The sequence below is a fragment of the Enterococcus sp. genome, from assembly GCF_032555305.1.
GTDB lineage: Bacteria > Bacillota > Bacilli > Lactobacillales > Enterococcaceae > Enterococcus_A.
Genome location: NZ_JAWGOQ010000006.1, coordinates 126,841 through 150,108, shown reverse-complemented (window position 1 = coordinate 150,108; position 23,268 = coordinate 126,841). Strand labels below are relative to the sequence as shown.

At 42.0% G+C, this 23,268-nt stretch carries 26 protein-coding genes; 8 read left to right on the top strand and 18 right to left on the bottom strand.

Features of this window, described 5'->3' with window-relative positions:
* Nucleotides 1-199 precede the first annotated feature (199 nt).
* Together E6139_RS06905 and E6139_RS06900 are read right to left on the bottom strand one after the other, a co-directional pair.
* Nucleotides 200-1,576, bottom strand: coding sequence for an MATE family efflux transporter (locus tag E6139_RS06905; RefSeq protein WP_316402327.1), 1,377 nt, complete (start codon nt 1,574-1,576; stop codon nt 200-202).
* Nucleotides 1,577-1,656: 80 nt separating this feature from the next.
* Nucleotides 1,657-2,076, bottom strand: a complete 420-nt coding sequence (locus E6139_RS06900; RefSeq protein WP_316402326.1) for a MarR family winged helix-turn-helix transcriptional regulator — start codon at nt 2,074-2,076, stop codon at nt 1,657-1,659.
* A gap of 331 nt (nt 2,077-2,407) precedes the next feature.
* Between E6139_RS06900 and E6139_RS06895 the strand changes: the two genes are divergently transcribed.
* Nucleotides 2,408-3,433: a thermonuclease family protein gene (locus E6139_RS06895; protein WP_316402325.1), complete on the top strand. Its 1,026-nt coding sequence runs from the start codon at nt 2,408-2,410 to the stop codon at nt 3,431-3,433.
* 41 nt (nt 3,434-3,474) lie between these two features.
* On the opposite strand, the gene E6139_RS06890 is transcribed toward E6139_RS06895, so the two are convergent.
* The 3 genes from E6139_RS06890 to E6139_RS06880 form a co-directional block, all read right to left on the bottom strand.
* Complete coding sequence (locus E6139_RS06890) at nt 3,475-4,998, bottom strand: TcaA 3rd/4th domain-containing protein (RefSeq protein ID WP_316402324.1); 1,524 nt, start codon at nt 4,996-4,998, stop codon at nt 3,475-3,477.
* 171 nt (nt 4,999-5,169) lie between these two features.
* Nucleotides 5,170-5,937, bottom strand: a complete 768-nt coding sequence (locus E6139_RS06885) for an SDR family NAD(P)-dependent oxidoreductase (RefSeq protein ID WP_316402323.1) — start codon at nt 5,935-5,937, stop codon at nt 5,170-5,172.
* Between the two features lie 98 nt (nt 5,938-6,035).
* Nucleotides 6,036-6,428, bottom strand: a complete 393-nt coding sequence (locus tag E6139_RS06880; RefSeq protein WP_316402322.1) for a carboxymuconolactone decarboxylase family protein — start codon at nt 6,426-6,428, stop codon at nt 6,036-6,038.
* Nucleotides 6,429-6,525: 97 nt separating this feature from the next.
* On the opposite strand from E6139_RS06880, the gene E6139_RS06875 reads away from it, so the two are divergent.
* From E6139_RS06875 to E6139_RS06850, 6 genes are all read left to right on the top strand, one after another.
* A complete protein-coding gene (locus E6139_RS06875) occupies nt 6,526-6,891 on the top strand; it encodes a MerR family transcriptional regulator (RefSeq protein ID WP_316402321.1) in 366 nt (121 codons plus the stop codon).
* 140 nt (nt 6,892-7,031) lie between these two features.
* On the top strand, nt 7,032-7,232 hold the full coding sequence (locus tag E6139_RS06870; protein WP_316402320.1) for a DUF4177 domain-containing protein: 201 nt from the start codon (nt 7,032-7,034) through the stop codon (nt 7,230-7,232).
* Between the two features lie 254 nt (nt 7,233-7,486).
* Nucleotides 7,487-8,434 (top strand): ABC transporter permease, encoded by a 948-nt coding sequence (locus tag E6139_RS06865; protein WP_316402319.1) that lies wholly within the window; start codon nt 7,487-7,489, stop codon nt 8,432-8,434.
* On the top strand, nt 8,431-9,399 hold the full coding sequence (locus tag E6139_RS06860) for an iron chelate uptake ABC transporter family permease subunit (protein WP_316402318.1): 969 nt from the start codon (nt 8,431-8,433) through the stop codon (nt 9,397-9,399). The genes E6139_RS06865 and E6139_RS06860 overlap by 4 nt, the downstream gene beginning before the upstream one ends.
* A complete protein-coding gene (locus tag E6139_RS06855; protein WP_316402317.1) occupies nt 9,396-10,154 on the top strand; it encodes an ABC transporter ATP-binding protein in 759 nt (252 codons plus the stop codon). Before E6139_RS06860 ends, E6139_RS06855 begins: the two co-directional genes overlap by 4 nt.
* Nucleotides 10,155-10,220: 66 nt before the next feature.
* Complete coding sequence (locus tag E6139_RS06850; protein WP_316402316.1) at nt 10,221-11,186, top strand: siderophore ABC transporter substrate-binding protein; 966 nt, start codon at nt 10,221-10,223, stop codon at nt 11,184-11,186.
* A 56-nt stretch (nt 11,187-11,242) separates the two neighbouring features.
* On the opposite strand, the gene E6139_RS06845 is transcribed toward E6139_RS06850, so the two are convergent.
* The 13 genes from E6139_RS06845 to E6139_RS06785 form a co-directional block, all read right to left on the bottom strand.
* On the bottom strand, nt 11,243-11,902 hold the full coding sequence (locus E6139_RS06845; RefSeq protein WP_316402315.1) for a Crp/Fnr family transcriptional regulator: 660 nt from the start codon (nt 11,900-11,902) through the stop codon (nt 11,243-11,245).
* Nucleotides 11,903-11,924: 22 nt separating this feature from the next.
* A complete protein-coding gene (locus E6139_RS06840) occupies nt 11,925-12,461 on the bottom strand; it encodes a ferritin-like domain-containing protein (protein ID WP_316402314.1) in 537 nt (178 codons plus the stop codon).
* A gap of 1 nt (nt 12,462) precedes the next feature.
* Entirely contained in the window at nt 12,463-12,693 is a 231-nt protein-coding gene (locus E6139_RS06835; protein WP_115873091.1) for a heavy-metal-associated domain-containing protein, read from the bottom strand.
* A 30-nt stretch (nt 12,694-12,723) separates the two neighbouring features.
* Entirely contained in the window at nt 12,724-14,640 is a 1,917-nt protein-coding gene (locus tag E6139_RS06830; RefSeq protein WP_316402313.1) for a heavy metal translocating P-type ATPase, read from the bottom strand.
* Nucleotides 14,641-14,810: 170 nt separating this feature from the next.
* The gene (locus E6139_RS06825; RefSeq protein ID WP_316402312.1) at nt 14,811-16,142 is read right to left on the bottom strand and encodes a DUF438 domain-containing protein; all 1,332 of its coding nucleotides are present in this window, start codon (nt 16,140-16,142) and stop codon (nt 14,811-14,813) included.
* Nucleotides 16,142-16,372, bottom strand: coding sequence for a DUF1858 domain-containing protein (locus E6139_RS06820; protein ID WP_316402311.1), 231 nt, complete (start codon nt 16,370-16,372; stop codon nt 16,142-16,144). Before E6139_RS06820 ends, E6139_RS06825 begins: the two co-directional genes overlap by 1 nt.
* Nucleotides 16,373-16,466: 94 nt before the next feature.
* Nucleotides 16,467-17,126 (bottom strand): HI_0552 family protein, encoded by a 660-nt coding sequence (locus E6139_RS06815; RefSeq protein ID WP_316402310.1) that lies wholly within the window; start codon nt 17,124-17,126, stop codon nt 16,467-16,469.
* A gap of 129 nt (nt 17,127-17,255) precedes the next feature.
* The gene (locus tag E6139_RS06810; protein ID WP_316402309.1) at nt 17,256-18,776 is read right to left on the bottom strand and encodes a VPS10 domain-containing protein; all 1,521 of its coding nucleotides are present in this window, start codon (nt 18,774-18,776) and stop codon (nt 17,256-17,258) included.
* Nucleotides 18,777-18,878: 102 nt separating this feature from the next.
* Nucleotides 18,879-19,769 carry a sulfite exporter TauE/SafE family protein gene (locus E6139_RS06805; RefSeq protein ID WP_316402308.1) on the bottom strand — a complete coding sequence of 297 codons (891 nt, stop codon included), beginning with the start codon at nt 19,767-19,769 and terminating at the stop codon, nt 18,879-18,881.
* Between the two features lie 191 nt (nt 19,770-19,960).
* Entirely contained in the window at nt 19,961-20,326 is a 366-nt protein-coding gene (locus E6139_RS06800) for a VOC family protein (protein ID WP_316402307.1), read from the bottom strand.
* On the bottom strand, nt 20,319-20,669 hold the full coding sequence (locus E6139_RS06795) for an iron chaperone (RefSeq protein ID WP_316402306.1): 351 nt from the start codon (nt 20,667-20,669) through the stop codon (nt 20,319-20,321). Before E6139_RS06795 ends, E6139_RS06800 begins: the two co-directional genes overlap by 8 nt.
* Nucleotides 20,670-20,730: 61 nt before the next feature.
* Nucleotides 20,731-21,039 carry a hypothetical protein gene (locus tag E6139_RS06790; RefSeq protein ID WP_316402305.1) on the bottom strand — a complete coding sequence of 103 codons (309 nt, stop codon included), beginning with the start codon at nt 21,037-21,039 and terminating at the stop codon, nt 20,731-20,733.
* The gene (locus E6139_RS06785; protein ID WP_316402304.1) at nt 21,032-21,994 is read right to left on the bottom strand and encodes an AraC family transcriptional regulator; all 963 of its coding nucleotides are present in this window, start codon (nt 21,992-21,994) and stop codon (nt 21,032-21,034) included. Before E6139_RS06785 ends, E6139_RS06790 begins: the two co-directional genes overlap by 8 nt.
* A 451-nt stretch (nt 21,995-22,445) precedes the next feature.
* Here E6139_RS06785 and proC point away from each other — a divergent pair, with 451 nt between their 5' ends.
* Nucleotides 22,446-23,258: a pyrroline-5-carboxylate reductase gene (gene proC, locus E6139_RS06780; RefSeq protein WP_316402303.1), complete on the top strand. Its 813-nt coding sequence runs from the start codon at nt 22,446-22,448 to the stop codon at nt 23,256-23,258.
* Nucleotides 23,259-23,268: the final 10 nt, after the last annotated feature.

The window sequence follows — 23,268 nt, the reverse complement described above, 5'->3', positions numbered from 1 at the left end:
CGACAATGATTGTGATTTCATAAAGTTTCTCCTCCTAAGAATACGTTTCCATTTTATTGTTTTAAAAACTAACTCCTCTTATATTATAATCCATGAAACGGCTTAAAATAACTCTATCTTTTTAGTAAAAAAAATATTTTTGACAACAAAAAAGGACCAAATGATTGATCCTTTTTACATATTTCTTCTATCAAGACTTTTATCGTTCTTGCATCGCTGGTAATTCATTTTTACTTAGTTTGTTTAAGTAAGGAATCATCATGATCACACCAGCAACGAAGGCGGTCCCTTCTGTAATTGTCATAGACCAAATCAAACCATTCAAGCCGTAAAAATGATGCAGCAGCAAGACGACCGGAATGAAGAAGGTTCCTTGGATCGTTGACATCACGCCCGTCTGCGCACCGAAACCAGACGCTTGGAAGATTCCAGTGAATAAACCGGAAAAACCATTAAAGACGGAAGAAACCAATTGTGCAGCCAGGATTGTTAGGCCTACTTGGATCACCCGAGGGTCACTAGTAAATAGGCCCATTACAGGTGCGCGGAACAGGTAAACAGCTAGAGCAAAGATGATCGAGATACCACCGATCCACAGAGAAACCTCCTTCAATGCTTCTTTTAAACGTTTCGTATTGTGAGCAGAGAAGCTATAGGCGAATAACGGCATTGCTCCTAAGAACAGCCCCATCGTCAAAAACTCAGGTAGTTGAGTAATTCGAACCGCGATACCAAAGCTGGCTACAACATTGTCGCCGTACTGTACAGAAAAATTGTTCAATAGCAGCGTTGTCACGATCATAAAAGCCGATTTGAATAATTCAGAAACACCGATTTTGTAAATCTCCAATTGATCTTTGATTGAAATCTTGAAATGCTTCAAAAAGCCCTTCAAGGATTCACTTTTATTTTCCAAGAACCAGACATAGTAAGCCGTTGAAGCCAAGTTTGCCAATACCGTTGAAATACCGGCTCCGATCACATGCATGTTAAAGACTAAAATCAATAATGCATCTAGCGCGATACTAACGGCTACACTGATAAACATTCCATACATTGATTCCTTTGAAGCCCCTTCTGAACGAACCAATTGCTCCAAAGCAAAGTTCAAGACAAAGGCAAAACCACCAGCAAATAGTATCGTTGAATATTGCTTAGTATAGAGTATCGTTTGGCTATCTGCCCCAAGTAAATGAACAAAAGGATTCATAAAGATGATCGCTGCGATTCCGATAATCACGCCAAGAATAATGCTTGTATAGAAGGAATAGCCAGCAACTTTCCGACCTTTTTGGGTATCGCCGCTACCAAGCAGGCGCGTTATAAAAGTTCCGCCGCCAACCCCAAACATATTCCCGACAGCCATCAAAATGATCGTGATCGGCATCGCCAAAGTAATCGCGGACATCATATTTGTATCGTGGATCAAGCCGATAAAATAGGCATTGATCAAATTGTAGACCGTCGTAGCCGAGATACCTACCATCATCGGGATCGACAGATGTACGATGGCTTTACGGATCGGACTTTCTTTTAAGTAGTAAATGTTTGATTCATTAGCGTCAAATTCTTCCATGATAATTCCTTCTTCTATTAGATTTTTAATTGTTAGATTTCTAACTATTTAGCTGCAAGCAGTTACTCGCTGCTTGTTAATTAGAGGCTGCGATCGATTTTTCTTAACAGCTCTGTCAATTGTTGGACTTCCTCTTCCGTCAACGCGTGGACCAATTCTTTTTCCGCTGCATAAAAGGCTTCATTGGTTTCGTCAACTAACGCTTTTCCCTTAGGCAGTGCGTAAATGTTTTTTTGCCGCTCGTTGTCTTCTGGGATTCGGCGCTCGATGTAACCCTTTTTTTCTAATCCCTGCAGCATACTCGTGATGCTTGCGCCGCGGCGCTGAAATACTTCGGCTAAGTCCTTTTGAATCAAGCCCTTGTCTTCGTTTTGAGCGATATAGGAGATCATCCGTCCCTGCTGAGGACTGATATCCATATCTTTGACGCGTTGCTCCATCGATTCACGGGACTTATTCATAATTGAACGCATCAAATTTGAAACGACCATTCTATCCAAAAGAATTCCTCCTTCGCTGAAAATTAGATATCTAACTGTTCGAAAAGAATATACACGCCGTCAAAAAGTTTGTCAATCAAAAACATTCACATTCTAATAATTAGCAATCTAACTATTTGTTTTTTTTAGAGATGCAACTAATTGATGCTAGAAATAACACTATTAAAACCTCAAACAACGATTCATCTAGGTTCTTTTGCACTAAAAATTTTATTTGATTATTAATTTACTTAATAATGATCAAAAATGTTTATAAATATAGTATTATTTAAGTACACATATATTCTTAAATAATTTATTTTCCTATTAATGGATAGAAGGAGGGCAACAAATGAAGAAGCACATGGGGGTCAAGCTTGGGGTTACATTCGCATTACTATTTAGTTTTCTATTTTCTACTCCAACACAGTATTATCAAGTAGAAGCAGCGAAAACAAAGACTGAAAAAAAGGTAAAGATCAAACGAACAGCCAACAAAAAAGTAACTGTCAAAGTCAAAAAGTATATTGATGGCGATACAACCCGGTTCAAATTGAAAAATGGTAAGAATGTTACAGCAAAGTATTTACTGATCGACACACCTGATCTAAAAAAAGAGAGTCCTTATGCAAAAGAAGCGAAAGCACGGACAAAAGAACTCCTTAAAGATGCCAAAAAGATCCAGATCGAATACGACAAAGGTAAGAAGCGCGACAGTAAAAAACGCGAATTGGTTTATGTCTGGGTGGATGGCAAGCTCGTTCAGGAAACACTTGCCGATGAAGGCTTAGGAATGGTTCGCAGCACCAAAGGAAAAAATACGAAATACTTGGACCAAATTAAAAAAGCAGAACAAAAAGCCAAAGAACAAAAGCTCAATATTTGGAGCATCGAAAATTATGCGCAGGCAGATAAAGGCTATAGTCAAGCGGCTGTCACTGCACATGTGAAAGCACTTGAAAAAGAATTAGAAGCCAAGGCAGCCGAAGAAGAACGGCTACAAAAAGAACAAGAAGCAAAAGAAGCCGAAGAAAAGCGGGCGGCGGAGCAAGCCGAGGCAGCTAGAAAAGCCGAAGAAAAACGAATCGCAGATGAAGCGGCCGCGGCTAAAAAAGCGGAGGAACAGCGCCTTGCCCAAGAAGCTGCAGCTGCAGAACAAGCACAACAGCAAGCCCAAGCAGAGGCTGAAGCAACAGCTCGCGCTCAGCAGGAAGCGCAGGCTCAGCAAGCCGCGGAACCCGCTCAAGGACAGACAGTCTACGTCACTCCAACAGGCAGCAAGTATCATACTCATAAATGCGGCAACGGCACATATTCACCAGCAACCTTGGAGGAGGCTCAAGCCCGCGGATTGACACCGTGTTCGAAATGTTTTTAATCTGATCTAAAAGAGGGATGCCGAACTGGCATCCCTCTTTCCTATACTCCGCCGCTATCCACGGTCTCAAAGTTCTCCACTCCTCCGAGATTGTCAATTTGAAATTTGGCTTCGTCCTCGTTATAGCGCAAAGTGGCCTTCTTATAACGGAAAACTTGGTTTATATCATCCGTATCGTCGGTGAAGATGGTATCATAATAAATCAAGTATTGAACGGTATACACATCCTTACCAGTCATGCTGACAGCTTCTACTTTAGCCTTCGCATCGACCCGTGATTTTTTATCCCCCGTCCGAATGTCGTTGATAAACTTCTCGAAGTCTTTTTCATCCCCGTTACTCAAGCCGTTCACGAAATATTCTGCTAATTCGCTTTTTTCAGACGCACCGAAATCACTGTACTTCGAAGTATAGCCTGAAAGGTCGCTGTACAAATTATCCAAGAAATTCTGTACATCTGTTTTGGATTGGACATTGTCAAAATCCAGATTGATCTCTGAAGCATAACTATCCACGTCGTAATCATCTGCTAAAAATTCACTAGCAGCAATCCGATAAGTATCACTTTTCAGCTGATCATTCCCCGTTTTAAAGGAAGTCTGCACCTCCATCCCCTGATGCCAGACCACATCCTTGATCTCCGCTTGCCCATTTTGAATCGTTCCCACTTCTTTGTCATTCAGCAGCACCTTGGCTCCGTCGATATTCGACGTGACCTTAAAGGAAATTTTGTGCAGATTGATGGCGATATGACTGTCTGTCTCAAAATCAGGATTATGATAGCGGATCAAAGCTTGAGTAGATGTGGATTTTTCGCTATCCAAATTCCCTTCAACCTTATAGCTGCCCGGTGTCAGCGGCCCCCAAGTCGTCTGATAGTTACTGCCTTTGGATGTCGCCAATTTTTTATCATCTAACGACAGCTGCATATCTGCCTGATCTGTCATAACCGTTAAATAGACTGGCTGGATTACCAGCTGGTAACGCGGAAATATTCCCAGATACTTCCCTTTTCGTTGAACCGAAAAATCCTCCAACTGTCCCGGATTATTCTTTAAATCCCTTAGAAAATCAGCAAAGTCGGCTTTATGATTACTCTCTTGATAATAGCTGACAAATTTTTTCATTTTCGCTGTCGATACTTTGTAGTTCGGATCTTCTGAAGCAACAACCTCTGCGATTTTCTCAGGATCTTGTGTTTTGAAAATCTGTTCAAAACGACTCAACTGCTGAGGATAACTGTAGTAATAGCGGCCAAACATAAAACCGCCGATCAACAGCACTACTGCCGCGATTCCTGCGGCGATGCCGATTTTTTGCCTCTTTGATAATGGTTTCCTCACTTTAGTTGCTGGTCTTACAGTTGTTTTAAGTTGGTGTCCGCAGTTTGGACAAAAATCGGCATCCACCGAAACTGCTTCTCCGCAATTTGAACAGAAATCGCCGCCCTCTCCCTTAGCATCAACAGATTTTTCTTCATCTTCTTTTTTAAACGGTTGTCCACATTCCTCACAAAAGCGGGCATCCGCCAAATTTTCGTGCCCACAATTTAGACAATTCTTCATTTTTATCCCCCTATTCTGCTTCAATTTCCTCGCAGATGAATATGCCATTTATTTGTATGCTTATTAATTTTAGCAAACATAATGATAAAGTAGGAGGTTATTTATAAATTTCAGTTCCTATAAATCAAAAAAGCACCTTCTCATAATGAAAAAGTGCTTCAAAACGTTTGCTTAGACGATCGACATCCCACCATCAACGACAATGAACTGCCCATTCGTATAGCTTGATGCATCACTAGAGAAGTAAAGGATCGTACCATTTAACTCTCCACGCTTGCCTGGACGGCTCATCGGATTCAAGCCTTGATATAGATTTAAGAAAGCTTCTGATTTAAATAGCGTATCTTCTGTCATTTCAGACTCGAACAGCCCTGGTCCAATCGCATTTGTCGTAATATTATATTTCCCATAGCTAGCCGCCATCCCTTTGGTTAAGCCTAGAACCGCTGCTTTACTGGCATTGTAGGAGTGGCGAATAAACACATCGTCTTTATCTGCCATGACCGCATTGATCGAAGCAACATTGACGATTCTGCCATACTTGTTGTCTATCATATGCTTCACCACATACTTGCTGACTAAGAAAATCCCCTTCACATTGACATCCATCGACTTGTCAAAGTCTTCCACTGTCAAGGAGTCAACCCCGCCGCGGACTGCAATCCCGGCATTGTTTAGCAAAATATCCAGATGTCCAAAATGATCATAGGCTTGCTGGATACCAGCTTTGACATTCTCTTCATTCGTGACATCCATTTTGATCGCCAAGACATCACGACCCATTTCCTTGATATCCTCCGCCAATTCCTCTAAACGTTCCAAACGTCTAGCCAACAAAACGAGATCGGCACCTGCTTCGGCATACGCAATTGCCGCATCACGACCTAAACCGCTGCTTGCACCTGTTACTACTGCAACTTTTCCATTCAAATCAAACATAGAGCATTCTTCCTCCTTCTTGATAACGCATTCATACTTCTCTTCTTACGTTACCTAAGTTAGTAGGGGTATGTCAATAGTTTGTGAAATTTTAGCGATTAAAATAAAATAGAATCCTTATTTCTAGCGTCGAATACCTCCTTAGCGCTTGTGATTGCATTCAAAACTCGCGGAAATCCCACATAGGGAATGCAGTGGGTAAAGATCTCGATAATCTCTTCTTCCGTGATTCCCACGTTCAACGAACCATGGATATGAACCATTAATTGCTGTTTCGTGTCTCCTTGCGTCAATAAACTGGTAATCGTAATAATCTCCCGTTCCCGAAAAGACAACCTATCGTTATTATAGATATCGCCAAACGCAAATTCTAGGATATAGCGCCCAACATCTGGCGCGATAGTCTCGAGGTTCTCGATCACTCGTTCCCCAGCCTCACCATCAATCTTCTTCAAATTCTTGATTCCCTGTTCCAATCTTTTATCACTCATAGCAGCTCCTGCCTCCTTTATGGTAAAGTACTATAGACTATCAAGTGGACTTGATAGCAAGGATATCTTTCCAATTTTTTGGGTAAGGAGAAATACAATGTATAAAATTAGTGAAGTTTCTGAAATACTTGGTTTTAGCATTCCCACTCTGCGTTATTATGAAGAACTGGGAATCAGTGCTCCCGCGAAAAACAAAAGCGGTTATCGTGAATATAGCGAAGCGGATATTGAGTGGCTGCGTTTCATTCAACGCTTGAAGCAAACTGGGATGGATCTTGAAACAATCAAAAAATATTCGAAGCTTCGCAGCCAAGGCGATCAAACGATCGAAAAGCGCATGAAGCTCTTGGCGACCCAAAGAAATCGGCTGCTGTCAGAAAGAAGAAAAATTGATGAGCATCTGGCTTTCTTGGAAGATAAACAAGCGACCTATAAACAGATGTTGGCTGACAGAGAGGACTAACCTCCTTGAAACTATAGTTTCTGATTGCTCCTAAGAAGCCATGAATCCACAAGTCTGGACCATTTTTCGAAACAATCATTTCGAATGACGTCTTTTCCTTTTTTCCAAGCTTATAATAATAAAAAAAGGAGGAGTTAGACATGTGGACTTACAAAAGCGAAGTGTTGGAAACATCAGTGAAATGGTTTAAGGATAGTGCCAGTACCGAGGATTTAGGTCATTTGGATGATTTGGTCAACAGTCGGGCAAAAGAAGGCTGGGAACTGGTGACACATTCTTATATGCCGAACGTTATCGCGACAAGAAGCGCGATCCTCGTTACCTTTAAAAAAGAAAAATAAGCAACACCTAAGGACTGGGAAATTTTTTCTCAGTTTTTTTGTGTCTAATAAATTCAGCTATGCACAATTATTTTAAAGTACGTTCATGACACAGACCTCATGATAGGAAAGATAACTAACAGTATTTCTACTTAATAGTGTCACTATTATAGAAAATGATGTTTTAAAAATAACTTGCATTTGTTTTGTTTTTCACCTAAACTTTACAACTAGAGAGAATGAGAATCATTATCAATTATTTAAGGAGTGAGTCTTTGAGAAAAAAAGGAATTGTTCTTGTTTTATTTTTGTTAAGCGCTCTCTCTATTTTTATCGGAGTAAAAGATTTGATGTTGCACGCTTTGTTTCAGGGAGATTCAGAACAATGGTTGATACTTGCTACCACACGTATACCGCGTACAGTCAGCTTGATTTTAGCTGGCGCAACGATGAGTATCTGTGGTCTGATCATGCAGCATCTAACACAAAATAAATTTGTTTCACCAACAACCGCCGGCACAATGGATAGCGCTCGGTTAGGGATTTTACTCGTTATGCTCTTCTTGCCTAATGCCTCGACGACCATTCGAACACTTGCGGCATTTGTTTTTGCCTTTCTGGGAACGCTGATTTTTTTAGGTCTTAGCCGACTGCTTCCAACAAAAGATCCGATTTTTCTACCGTTGCTAGGCGTGATGTTCGGTAACATTGTCGGTTCTGTTGCTACTTTTTTTGCGTATCAATTTCAATTGATTCAGAATATGTCTTCTTGGCTGCAGGGAAATTTTTCATTAGTGACTAAAGGAAGCTATGAACTGCTCTATCTGACGATTCCGTTATTTTTTATTATCTATTTTTTTGCCTATTTCTTCACAATCGTGGGTTTAGGCGAAGATGTCGCAGTCAATCTAGGCGTTAATTATCGACTGACTCAGATGCTTGGCATCGGCTTAGTTGCTGCTGCCAGCGGACTGGTTTTGATTATGGTGGGTACAGTTCCTTTTTTAGGCGTAATCGTACCAAATATCGTTTCGCTGATTTACGGCGATCATGTAAAGCAGAATCTATGGATTACCGCATTGAGCGGCAGTCTATTTTTAATGGCCTGTGATATTCTTTCACGTATCATCATCGCGCCCTATGAAGTGCCCGTCAGTTTGACTGTAGGTATTTTAGGCAGTTTGATTTTTATTTACCTGCTGGTTAGGAGGAAACGCGCATGAATTTTTCTCTGCCAAAAAAAGGGCTGCTTCTGATCGTCCTTACGATTATTGCAATTCTCCTTTGCGGGCTTTACTTGACCTATAACACTTATGGAAACTTTCAATTCGCTTGGCTGTTGCGAGGCAAAAAGATTGCGGCCTTTTTGCTGGTGGCATTGGCAACAGGAATGGCAACCGTCAGTTTTCAAACCTTAACACAAAACCAATTTTTGACACCTAATATTCTTGGCTTAGATTCTTTATATGTTTTGATCCAAACCCTGCTGTTTTTTATCATCGGGGGTGTCAAAATGTTGTCACAGGAGCAAACGGCTACTTTTTTGACCAGTATTCTTTTGATGGCGCTGCTGAGTCTGCTTCTAGCCAAGGTTTTGCTGAAACGGCAGCAAAATGACTTATTTATTCTGCTGATGCTGGGAATGATCTTCGGGACCCTATTCAGCAGCACAAGTAATTTCCTGCAGGTAATGATGGACCCTAATGAATACGATTTGCTTCAAGGACGGCTTTTTGCCAGCTTTGGGAATATCAATACTACACATTTAGGCATTGCTGCTGGAATCATTCTGCTGGGGTCTTTTGTTTTATTTATTACTAACCGTTATCTAGACGTCCTGCATTTAGGCGGTGACCAAGCGACGAACTTAGGAATTTCACTAAACAAATTTCAGATTCTGATATTGTTTTTGGTCAGCCTCTTAACAGGAACAGCAACCGCATTAGTCGGACCGATTACATTTTTGGGGTTTATTGTCGCAAACATCAGTTATCAGCTGATGCCGACTTACCGCCACAGCTACTTATTCCCTACCGCCATTTTATTGGGGATCATCTTTTTAGTTGGCAGCCAATTTTTGGTTGAACAGGTTTTCCAATTAAAGACAACTGTCAGCGTCGTGACACAATTCATCGGCGGTTTGTACTTTATTGGGAAAATCATTTATGAGAGGAGACGGTCAAAATGATTGATCTTAAAGCGGTCTCGAAAAACTACGGGACCAAAAAAGTCATTTCCGAGGTATGCTTGCCCGTCTCGGAAAAGAAACTGACCGCGTTTATCGGGCCAAATGGTGCTGGTAAAAGCACCCTGCTGTCGATGATCAGCCGCTTGACCTCCATCGATACGGGTCAAATTTATCTCGATCACAATGAGGTAAAGGCCTGGCGTTCCAATGAGCTATCGAAAAAACTGTCGATTTTAAAGCAGAGTAACGGAGTCAATCTGCGAATTACGGTGCGGGAACTTGTGAGTTTTGGTCGCTTTCCTTATTCAAAAGGTCGTTTAACTACTGAAGATCAACAAAGGATCGACTATGCTTTAGAAAAACTTGGGTTAGTCGAAATGGCAGAAGAAATGATTGATACTTTATCCGGCGGACAGTTACAGCGGGCTTATATTGCGATGATCTTAGCACAGGATACGGAATATATTTTATTGGACGAACCTTTGAACAACTTAGACATGAACCATTCAGTCCAGTTGATGAAGACCTTGCGGCGTTTGGTTGAAGAAGAACATAAGACGATTCTGCTGGTCATTCATGACATCAACTTCGCGGCAACTTACGCCGACGAGATCGTTGCAATGAAAAACGGTGAGATTTTCGCTCACGGCACGATGGAAGAAATGATCCAGCCGCATATTTTGAATGCGTTATACGAAATGGAGATCAAAATCTGCGAATTAGACGGCAAACGTTTTTGTATGTATTTCAACTAAAAAAATTTTGGTATCAAGACTCATAAAAAAATGAGTTCTTTAATAATAAATTAGGGGGAATTAGGAATGAAAAAATATATAGTTGGCTTATCCGTAGTATTACTTGGTCTAGGATTGGCTGGTTGCAGCTCAGCGAACAGCGAAGGAACGAGTGATTCAACAGGAAAAGCCGCGACAAGCACCACAGCCAAAGCAGAAACGATCGAAGTCAGTGATTCTAACGGCAAAATAACTGTCCCAAAGAATCCTAAAAAGGTCGTCGTTTTTGATAATGGTTCCTTAGATACGTTAGACGCTTTAGGTGTAGGCGATAAAGTCGTAGGAGCAGCAACAGATAACTTGCCAACGTATCTGAAAGATTACAAAACAGTAGATTCTGCCGGTGGGATCAAAGAGCCCGACCTAGAAAAAATCAATCAAATGAAACCGGACTTGATCATTATTTCTGGTCGCCAAAGCGATTTTTTAGATCAGCTAAATGCGATCGCCCCAACGATGTACTTAGCGGTGGACACTTCCGATACATGGAATTCCATCAAACAAAATGTTCAGACGTTGGGACAAATCTTCGGCAAAGAATCAGCTGCGAAAAAACAGTTGGCTGAACTTGAAACCAGCATCAAGGAAACAAAAGCAAAAGCAGAAGAAAGCAAAGATAAAGCGTTGACTGTTCTGGTTAACGAAGGACAATTGTCTGCCTATGGAAAAGATTCACGTTTCGGAATCGTCTACGATACCTTCGGCTTTGCAGAAGCGGACGATTCCATTAAGGCATCTACTCACGGTCAAAGTGTCTCTTATGAATATGTTCTGGATAAAAATCCTGATGTCCTTTTCGTCATCGACCGGACAAAAGCAATCGGTGGTGATGACAGCAATAATAATGTTGCTGTCAATGAACTAGTCGCTCAAACAACTGCCGGCACAAATAAAAAAGTCATTTCGCTGCAGCCAGACGTTTGGTATCTGAGCGGTGGTGGGCTGGAGTCCGTTAAAATGATGTTGGAAGATGTCAATCACGCATTGGAATAAACAAAAAATCAGGTTTGAAACGCGGCGTCCACGCGTTAAACCTGATTTTTCTATTTTTATAAGTCTTCTAATCCGTCTGGGTCCAGTAAAACGACATGACGTTTTTCCCGTCGGATCAGCTGTTCCTTCTCTAACAGCTTGAACTTGCGGGATAAGGTTTCCGGTGTCGTTCCTAGAAACAAGGCCAGTTCCTTCATTTTCATCGGCAGATCGAACGTATTTTTTCTCGTTGCTTTGGCTAGATCTAACAAATAAGTCGCCAAACGTTCTTCGACTTTTTCCATCATTAGAAATTGTGTTTGCTGCTCGGTCCGCACCGACTTCGCCGCATTGATCTCCAATAATTTGAGGCTCAACTGTGGATACTTTAACAGCAGATCAGAAAAATCCTGTTGTTTGAGGATACAAACCTCCGTTGTTTCCAGCGCTTCACCAAACAACACGTCATTGCGGACTCCGAATAATTGGTTCTCCCCTTCGTAGCCGCCGGGCTCTACCACTCGCAGAACTTGTTCCTTGCCATTGGAGGAAAGTTGATAAACTTTCATATTTCCACGAGCCACGATCACCAGCTGTTCTTCCCCATCCGGAGTAAAGATTTGCTCCCCTTTATCAACGATCCGATGATTGACCAAAGCATGGATCTTTTTTTGATCGTCCTGAACCAAGTGGTTGAATAATGGGACCAAAGAAACGCATAAATGTTCTTGACTCATGAAAATCCTCCTCTAGCTTCAATTACTCGTCGTCATCTTCTTCATCAGCTTGCTTGACGTCATTTCCTAAGTAACGTTGCCAAACCAGCTGCTCTTGCTTAATCCAAGTATAAAGCTTTTTCAAAAATTCGGCTAATCCAAACTTCGCTTCCTTCTCAGCTAGCGCGATTCCTCGTGTAATGAATAGATTTTGGGTTGCTAGATCAGCCACGATTTCAGCTAAGACCGTTTCAGCTGCTTCATACTTCAATTTTCCGCTCTCTTTGATCATGGCATAGTTGGTGAACTCTTCAATCGTTGTCGGAACCAGTTCCCCTTCTGCTAAGACCCCTTGGCTCAATTCGTCGAACAACTGGTCTTCCTCCGCGATCATCTGTGTCAGTTTTGGCTCAGCAAAGCCCCGGAATTCGCCTGTCAGATAGTAAGCTGCTTGGCGCAATTTTACTCGTTGGATAAAAAGGTTCGCTAAGATGTGACTGATCATCGCCCCCGCTGTCGGTGTATGATGATCCTTGCCACTTTGGATTTGTTCCGCTTGGTATCTTTCTTCTGCATTCATCTTATGAGAGCTCCTTTACTTTGATGGCTTCTACTTCATAGCCTAAGTCTTCGATCACCTTTTGCAAGGTTTCTGGACTGGTTTGGTCTGATTGGATTTCTGCTTTGACCTTGCTAGCATTGAACAAAACTTTTACCTTATCGACTCCAGCCTGCTGTCCTACCGCATTTTCGATTTTTTGCATACATGATGGACAAGTCAATGTCCCTAGTTGAATAATTACCTTTTCCATAATGGATTCCTCCTTCTTTATTTGACACCCTTATTCTACTGTTTCTTCCATTTCAACAAATTGATTTCTATCAAGTTTTGAACTTTTTGTGTGATAAGAAAGCAGGCGCATACCATTTATGACGACGATCAGTATGCTCAACTCATGGAAGAACATGCCGCTGGCCATATAAACATAGCCGAAGATCAGCCCGATTAATAAAAATAGTACCGTCCCGATCGCAATAGCAATATTTTCTTTCATGTTCAGTACGGTTTTTTTGGTTAATTGATAAGCGTGTACCAAGTTCTCAAATTTTGATTGGATCAACACGACATCCGAAGTTTCCACCGCGACATCTGTTCCGCCTCCCATCGCAATCCCAATATCGGCTAGGGCGATCGATGGGCTATCATTGATCCCATCACCAACAAAGGCGACGACTTCTCCTTCTGCTTGTAGCCGACGAATGAAAGCCGATTTTTCTTCCGGCAGCAATCCGCCATGCACTTCAGACAACCCTAGTTCCTTACCAACGATCTCGGCAGTGGTTTGATTGTCGCCTGACAGCATGATCAGCCGCTTGATTCCATTACTCTTCAGCATCGCCAATGTATCTGACACACCTGAACGAATTTGATCTTTGATCCCGATCAAAGCGACTACGTGTTTTTCTACTGCTACGAAGACGACCGAGTTGCCCTGTAGCTGCAAGGTGTTTTCATCCTGTTGAATCGCTGCAGGAATGGCGATTGCTTGTTCCTGCATCAAAGCCTTATTCCCAATCGTCAGGCGAACACCATCCGCTGTCGCTGCCATTCCTTTTCCTTTCACCACAACTGTATCTGAAACATTGATCGCTGCGATTTTTTTCTTACCTTGTTGCTGCGCATAGTCGACGATTGCTTTGCCTAGCGGATGATCCGACTCACTTTCAATCGCTGCAGTCAGACTCAAGTAGTCTTTAGGAGAATCCTCATAGAATTTCGCAAAGGCAACACTTGGTTTCCCGTTGGTCAAGGTTCCTGTTTTGTCAAAGACCATCGTATTCACTCGACTAAAGGTATTCATCACTTCACTGCCTTTGATCAAAATACCGTTTTTGGCACCATTTCCGATTCCGGCGACATTAGACACGGGAACACCGATGATCAAAGCGCCGGGGCAGCCCAGGACCAGGATCGTGATGGCTAATCGAACATCTTGAGTCACGAGCCCGACGATCAAGGCTAAAACGAGGATCAAAGGCGTATAATACTTCGCAAAACGATCAATAAACCGTTCGGCTAATGATTTGCTGTCTTGGGCTTCTTCGACTAGTTCGATGATCTTCCCAAAGGTCGTATCTTCTCCCACACGCTGCGCTTCGATTTTCAGTGTGCCATTCTCCAAGATCGTTCCAGCAAATACTTGCGCCTTATGCTCTTTGAAGACCGGCTTTGATTCCCCGGTGACATTGGCTTCGTCAAGATAGCCGGTCCCCTCGATGACTAAACCGTCTACCGGCACTTGAGCACCAGTCTTGACTAGTAGCTGATCACCGACCTCGACTTCATCAATGTCGACTTCCTCCGCTTCATTTCCGACTAACTTCCAAGCGGTTGCCGGGGCAAGCTTCACCAATTGTTGAATCGCTGAGCGCGTGTGTTCCAATGTTTTTTGTTCAAGTAAATGACCTAATAGGAACAAGAAGGTGACGATCGCTGATTCATTGTATTCGCCAATAATAAAGGCGCCGATCACGGCGATCGTCACTAATAAATCGATACTGACAACTTTGACTTTAGCCGCTTGATATGCTTGGATAGCGATTGGTAAGACCCCAAAAACTGAGGCGAGGGCCATCCCGATATCATAGACTGCGTTTTGTTGAAACAAAAATTTAGCACCTAATGCCAACACAATAAAAAACGCATTGATAAATGTGATCGCAGTCTTATGAGCCAATATTTTTTTCTGAAACTTCATTTTTCTCACTCCTCTTCTTTTCTCTATCAGTTTACAAAGATCTCCGCGGAAAATAATTGATTAGTATCAAGAAGAGGCCTTTTTCGGATAAATAGCTGTTTTTTTTACTGTCAATCATTACCGACAGCAAAAAGAGCCCTCAGAATTCTGAGCGCTCTTCGCTTTAAATGTTATTCTGTTTTCCCTTCCAATAGACGATTTTGGCCTTCAATCGCTTGGATATCCGTAATATCTTGGGTGACCTCTAAACAACCGAGATAGTCGCCCGCTTCATCTTTCAAGGCAAAGTAACGAATATAGATTTTTTTGCCCCGCAGATCGATCCAAAAATCAGCCTCGCTCCGCGCACCAGAACGAAAATCAGCTAAAATCTGTTCAACGATGTGCATGCTTTTAGGCGGATGACAATTCACGACCTCGCGACCGATCACTGATTTGGTCCGCGGGAAGACCCGGTTCTTGCCTTCTGAGAAGAACCGAACGCGATCATCCTTATCAACAAACGTTAGATCTACCGGTAAAACTTGGAACAAGGCGATCATTTCCTGCAGCTTCAATGTACCTGTCGGCAGTACGATCGTTTCGCTGGAGGCTTGCTCTTCCCAATCATAGTGTTCCTCTAGTGCGGCTTCCTCCGCTTCGGCCGCCAAACCAGCTGCGATTCCTTCCGTTGTTTCCTTGGCTTGCTGGATCGCTAATTGTCGAGCCGGCTCCCGTTCTTGTTCCTTTTCCAAGGAAGCTTGACTTGCTTTCCATGGCAACGGCTCAGGAATAAATGCAAAGCCGATATCAAAGCTGTCTTCGGCGATCTTTTCCCAGTCTTTCAGGCTGAATACATCGAGTGTCATCGGTGCCATGATCTCTTCTTCTTTAAAGATCATTTCTTCAATCTCATTTTTGACCGCTTCCCACTTTTCCGCGATGGGATTATAAGCTGCTTTTTCTGAACGGACCAATTGGATCAATGCTTTGATCTGATCACGAATGTCATCGTCCACACCCCACATAACCTTCGGCGGCGCGGTGATGCCGTATTTCTCCATATAAGAAAAAATCAGTGTTTCTTTGCGGGCATAGTGCTTATCGATCTGCAGCAAATCGGTCAAAGCATTGAGCAAACGTTCCTTCTGCGACCAGTCACCAGCTTTGATCTTGGTTAACAGACCATCGATTTCATCGGTCAACAAGGACTGCAAAACTTGATTTTCCAGTTTTAAGGTATGGATTGGATGTCCCGGCTGTGCATGTTCTAAATTCGAGCGATGGATCTCATTGATGGCACCCTTAAAAACCGCCGCATGGATATTACATAATTTTTGGATTTCTTGCGGATTCAAGCCTCCTTGGATCAAGGCCTTTTCCGCTGCCGTGATCTCCGTCACGTCGACACCATCAAATTCTCGATTAAAAAGCTCCTTCGCTTCTTCAAATGAACCGCCTTGGTGCAGCAGTGACAAAATCTCGACAATTCTTTCTTGGCGTTGTTCTCTTGTTCGTTCCATTAGACTGCTCCTTTCACTGTAAACCCATTCGCTTCAAATTCCTTGATTATTTTTTCCATTGGAATGTGCTTCATTTTTGCTCCTTTGGGAATCGTTACATAGCGACCGGCTGTTTGCAGCATGCCCGGTTTTGCGATTGCTTCAAAACCCAATTTATACATTAAATCCTTGATTTCGGGATAAAGAGTGACTAAGTCGAATAAAGATTTAGATAGATCTAACTCCTTCATATACAGCGCTCCTTTACTTGTTACGGATTCATTATAAGCGCTGACGGATTATTTCACAGCACTTGTTTAAAAATTTTGAAAGAACTCTCATAAATTAATTCGGCTGATTTAACATAAAATACAACGGCGCTAATTCTTTCATTGCTTGGACCGTTGCTTCAGCGACATTGGGGATACTAGTCGTATTAAAAAATAATTTTCCCAATTGAAAACTCCGTCCCTCCATCGCTAGTCGTAATTTTTCAGGCTGCGAGGGATCCGCTAGAAATTCTGTCAACGGCAGATGATCCGTCAGTTCATGCTCGACTTGCGGCCAGATATAGTAATCTTTGATGTCTACAGCCTTGCTCCAATCCTGCAGCTTATCCAGCAATCCATTATACTCCGCTAGACTGCCATTGCGTTCTTCACTTTTGTAATGTTGGAACATTAAATACACTTGAAATTGCTTTTTGTTCAATAATACCGCCAAACAAGCATTTTGATTGAGCTGCATGGGATCGCGATAAGCACTCCAAAAATGACTCCGTAGATTCCAGCCATTGGTCCAGCTTTCAATTTTAGGCTTGTCCATTCGATAGTCTTCCAGTAATGCTTGGGCAACGGTTTGCTGCAGTGTTTTCCACTTTTGCCAGTGCTCTTTATAACCTTGCTTTATTTCTTCAATTGCTTCGTTAGAATATCTCTCCTTCAATTGCTGGAATGCAAAAAGATCCCGCTCAAACAATTGGAAATCCTCACTCGTTAATTCCATAACATTGCTCCTCTTTATTAGGTCGTTCCTATTGTAAACAGCACATTTGTTTTTTTCAAACGAAATCCTTTGAAAAAAAAGACACCTTCTCAAGCAAGAAAGTGTCGCTATCTTTATAAAAGGAAAAAATTATTCAGTCGATTTTACCTCCGAAAGCTGCTCCGCAAACTGCCATGTTTCGCCATTATCGGAAGAGCGATACAAACAAGCAAACATCTTTCCTTGATCGATCCCGCTCATTTTCAATAAATAGAGCTTCGTCTCTAATTGATTGGCGGTGACTTGGGTTACCTCGTTAGGGGATTGGAAAAGATCCAGACCACCTGTCTGATAATCCGCTGGAATCGTCACGACCGCCTCTTTGAAGGAGCTGCCGCTATTATTGGTGTAATATAGCTTTTCTCTTGTCGAAACAAAGCCCAATGTCGGATTAACGAAGCTGACATTTTGAATCGGTTGACTGATTGTCGTACCATTACTCCGCGACCACGTTTTGCCGTGATCATTCGTTTGATAAATCTCCAAGCCTTCCGAAGAAACTTCCGGTGAGGCATTAGAATAGACCAATACCCCACTGCCATCAGCGAAAAATTGGGCTTTGCGGTAACGAATCCATTGAGCGTTTTCAGATACGAGTGATTTTTGCCAAGTCTTGCCATTATCATTGGAAATGAGAAAATTCAGAGCCTTTTCGTTCTGTGAATAAATAAACCACGAAAAATCCTGCGAAACGTCATAAGTTTTATCCATCCAATAGCCCATTGGAATCTCGCCGCTCGTCAGCAAATAGCTGCCTGAGCGCAGCCATTCCGCTTTTAAGGGTACAAATGACCAAGATGTACCGCTATCGGTGGTCATATAAAGTTCATTTGTCTCATTATTGAAATCCAAATAATTGGCTTGATTTACTTGTTTGTTCGGCGGCGTTCCCTGCTGCATCAGCAAGCCAGTACTCGACCGCGGTGCCTCGCTTGAGGATATCGTCGAAACTGTATCCTCTGATGAGTTATTTTGATGACGGTTAGCGAAAATTCCTGCCAGTCCTAAGACCAAGCAAAGGAGTAAAATTAGCCATTTGCGATTGATCTTTGAACTCTTTGGAGCAGGCATCGTTATGGATGTTGGTTCCTCCGTCAAAACAAATAGCTGCAAAGACGAAAAGCCCAAGAATACTTGCCGATTTCCCAAATAAACCTTCGCATCATCAAGCGTAGTCAATAGTTCGATACACTCTTCCTTCGACAGTCGAATCTTCTTTTTTTCTAATTGTTCTGCTAAATAATAGGAATCGGCATCTTGAAAAACGATCGGATATTTTTCTGCCTTTTGAACACATCGAACCAAAAAGCGTTGGAAAGATCGTCGCAGAATAATTCCTTGGATCGCATTTACGCTGAAAAACAGCCCTGCTAATGCTGCAATTAGAATTCCCAATACAGCTGAACTTTGCAGCCAATAATTGCTATCAGCCACTCCATCTTGCCATCTCAAACGTTGATAAATAAAACTACCGAGCCCGAAAACCAATACACAGACGACTACTGAATATAGAAAGGCAAAGATCAGATTCTTGTGACGATTTTTTTGCGCTTGTACATAAATCGGCTCCGCCGCAGAAAGCAACTCAATGATTAATAGTTCCTGATCCATAATTTCTCCCATCAGATAGATTGTTAAAAATATTATCTATTATATCCCTCGCAATAAACAGTCAGTTACGCGTTTTTTAAAAAAAGCCCTAGAGATTTCTCTCTAAGACTTCTTCAAACTTCCAGCAAATTCATGCATGCCTTTACGGATGTATGTGAAACCTGAGTAGATTACTACCACGATCACGATCCATGTTAAAACAGTCATGTTCAAGCCAGTAACAAAACGTGTCGCCACGATCACACCGATGATTCCGCCGATCGTAATCGCCAAGCTGACTTTGCGGGAGTAATCCCCCGATTTAATAAAGTTGACACCAGCAACCGGCATCAGTCCTGCACATGAAGCCATCATGATCGGAAAGGCAACCAAAGGATTCAAGCCCAGCATGTACACCAACGCCATACATGGCGCATAAAGGCCTACACCGATAGTCATCAACGCGCCTAGGATAAAGTTTCCGACGATCCCGATGATTAAACGTACGCCAGTCAGACCAGTTAAATGATTCCCCGTTCCCAGTAAATCAAGCAAGCCCAATTGTTTTAACGCCATTAATGCCGCTGTGACGATCAAGGCAACACCCATATAGAATTGCACTTTTTTCTCCGGCAGCTTGCTCACTGTTTTCGATCCAATGTACGAACCTGCGATCGCCGCAATCACTAATGAGAATAATGTCAATGGTGCTACTTTAACTACCGTGATAAAAATAAAGGCCTCGATAATTACCGGTACTGTGTGAGAAACGTTCAATGTTCCTGGCAATTGACGGTCATTATCCAGCTGCTTAGTCATTTCCACCAGCATCGTCGTCGGCGCAAAGCTACCGATTCCCAACGTATCCATCGCATCCGTAATAAATCCGATTACGCCCGAAACTAAAAAGTTTCCGCCGCCCCAATTTTTGCGAGACGAAACCAAATCGCGAATAAAATAAAAAAGATAGTAAGCCAATAGGACCCCTAACAATCCCAACAAAATTTGTACCATAGTTCTCTCCTCTGAATAAATTAATCAATGAAAGCTCTTTTTCCATTTAAGATAATACAACAATTCACAAGTATTTTGACTTAAATCAACTAACAGTTTGATGATATTCGTCCAAGAAACAGCAGAGGATTCTATGAGCAGTGTTGAGAACCAATTAAGATCACAAAAAATAACCTTCAATTACTTGAAGGTCACTCGCTCAATACAAAATAATTTTCTTCGGGATCGGCGAAATTGAATAAACGTCTTCCACCTTGCTCCATGATCGGATTTACATTCGGACTAAGCTTTTGCAATCGTTCGTGATAACTCTCTAAATCTGTCACCTTCAGCAGCAACGAAGGAAAATTATCGACGACTTCAGGGGAAACAGTTTCGATGAATTTGCGATCGAACAAGATCAAATGCACCGAATCAAATAATTCTACTGTTACCTGCAAGGAGCCATCCGGCATCGTTTGCTGCGAAAGAATCTTACCGCCTAACCCTTCCTGCCAAAAGGCCGCTGAACCTGCGACATCGTTGACATATAACATGATCTCGATTCCCTTAAGCATTTTTCTCCATCACTTCCTTCAGGCGAAAACGCACCATTTCTTTGATAAGATTCCGCGGCAGTTCCTGCGTATAAGGAATCTGCAGGGCTCCTTTTGACGTTTTGTACTCCTTTAGTTGCTCTTGGAATTCCTCCATTGCGCTTGGCGTTGGGTAAAAGCCCAGATGCTTTTTCATCGCACCAAAATGCACCAAGTTTTCCGTTAAATGAAATGTTGGCATCCCGTAAGAGAGTTTTTCCGTCGTTTCTGGTGGAACCATTTCTTTGATCAGTTGATAAATCTCTTTCAACATTGGCTGCTGATCTTTTTCAGCGTCATTGATGTATTCTTCAATCGTTGCCATCTCTTCAGCTCCTTTTTCCTCTAGTCTACTGGAAACGTTTCAAAAGGGATACAAACTTGCTCTATTCGTCCTTCAATAAATCTCCCAAAGAAAAACCATCGAAGGTCTCGCCATCATAATATTTCAGCAATTGATCCGCGGTTAGTAAAGAAGATGTCATTTCCTCCTCTTTGTCCTCAACCTGGTTCAACGCTGCATATTCTTGATATTGTTCTGCCAATTGGCGGTACAGGTCTTTTTTAGAGGACCCTTCCCCCGTAATAAATGGTAATTCTTTGATATGCCCGCGATAAAGTGGTAAATTATCAACCCATTCGATCGGCTGCTCCACAACAGTCAACTGAACTTCAGCAAATATATCTTCATACATGTGTTTTCTTCCTCTCACATTTTTTTCGGTATTGCCGAGGCGTAATGCCTTCGATCTGCTTGAAACGTTTGTAGAAAAAAGCTTTGTCCTTATAGCCCAAGCGTTCCACAATCGTCTGCACTGTCAGATCCGTTTGTTCCAAATAGCTTTTACAGCGCTCGATCCTTTTCAACAAGACGATTTCCGTAAAGGAATATCCCGTCTTCTCCTTCAATAGACTGGATAAATAATTGGGATGGAAATGAAATTTTTGCGCCACTTCTTCTAAGGTCACTTGTTCCAACCGGACATCAATATAGGCTAAAACTTCCTCCGTCAATTGCCCATTTGAAACAAAACTATCCTTAGCAATCAAATGCTCAGGTGCGGCCTGACTGAGCTCGACAATTAACAAGACAAACGCAGACTTGGTTACTTTGTTATTGAAGTACGCCATTTTTACGATCTGTTTCAATAAGAGTAACGCATAAAAATGTACATCACTGTTATCACTAAACGCATATACAAGAAAGCGCGAAATACCGACAAGCTCATCGCTCAATGCCTCCACAAAAAAACGATACAGCAGCGGCTCTTCAAAAAATTGTCCTAACAAGGATTCCGTAAAATAGCTCGGTTTGAAGTAAAAGGCAATTACCTCAGCTTCGTCATTTCCACTATAGGAAAGCTTCGTTTCAGCATTCGTCAGAACCAATCCACCCGTACTCAATTTTTTCTCAGAACTATCAATGGAAACAAGCACATTGCCTTTCATCACATACAGTATACGGATAAAATTAGCAGGCACTTCAATCTGGTCACTCGTCTTCCTCGTGACAAACGCCGCGATCTCTCGTTGCGGATTCTCTGCGAAATGTTGCACTTCACCGATCATTTGACCATCGTCCCCAAGATAGCAATCCAACGTCCTCAAGAACTGATAAAAACTGGCATATTGTGTTGTCGTTACATCCATTTCTTTACCACCTTAGAATCAAACACTTTCTTCTTTATCTACACTATTTTAATTAAGCGTCCATCCACTTATAATTTCTTTATTGATTGTACCACTTTTATGAAATTAGCACATTTGATTCAAACACTTTTGAGGATGTCAGTTCAACTTTTTGCAGTTCGCTTAAGATGAAAACTCAGTATCAAAAATTGAGTAAAACAACAGTGTGAACAGTTTTGTTGAATGATATACGGCATTCGAATCAAACTAATTTTTCCATGAAAAATTAATTCATTCAAACGAATAAGGATGTCAGTTCAACTTTTTGCAGTTCATTTAAGAAGAAAGTTCAGTATCAAAAATTGAGTAAAGCAACAGTGTGAACAGTTTTGTTGAATGATATACGGCATTCGAATCGAACTAATTTTTCCATGAAAAATTAATTCATTAAAACGAATAAGGAGGATTTACTATGAAAATTGGTTTTATCGGTGCTGGAAATATGGCATCTGCGATTGTTGAAGGCATTGTACAAAAAGGCTTCAGCAAGCCCGAGGATATTTATCTATATGATATTTCAACAGAGAAGGTTCAAGCCTTTGCAGACAAAGTTGGTGCTCATGCATTGAGTGATCCGCAAGAAGTTATCCAAACGGTTGATACATTGATTTTGGCCGTCAAGCCCAATGTGATTAAAGGTGTCTTACTGGAGGCGAAGGACGCGATCCTGAAAAATGATCCGTTGATCGTTTCGATTGCAGCTGGAACCAGTACAGAAGCCATTTACGAAGTATTTGAAACCGATCAGCCAATCCGAATCGTACGGGTAATGCCGAATATGAACGCAATGGTCGGTGAAGGTGCGGCGGCGGTTTGTGGAAATCCAAGTGCCACAAAAGAAGACGTCGATTCGATCATCGATCTATTCAACGCGGTTGGTAAAGCATGGCCGTTGGAAGAAAAATATTTCTCCATCTTCACAGCGATTGCCGGCAGTTCGCCTGCTTATACGTTCTTATTTATTGACTCCATTGCGCGCGCGGCGGTAAAAAACGGCTTACCAAAAGACATTGCCTTAGAAATGGCGACCCAAGCAATTCTTGGAAGCGCGCAAACCTTAGCGAACAGCAATGAAAATCCATGGACACTGATCGATCGGGTAAGCTCGCCCGGCGGAACAACTGTCGCAGGAATCGTTGAATTAGAGGATAATGCCTTTATCTCAACCGTGATCAAAGGCATTGACGCCACGATCCGCAAAGACGAAGAATTAGGAAAAAAATAGTGCAAAAAAA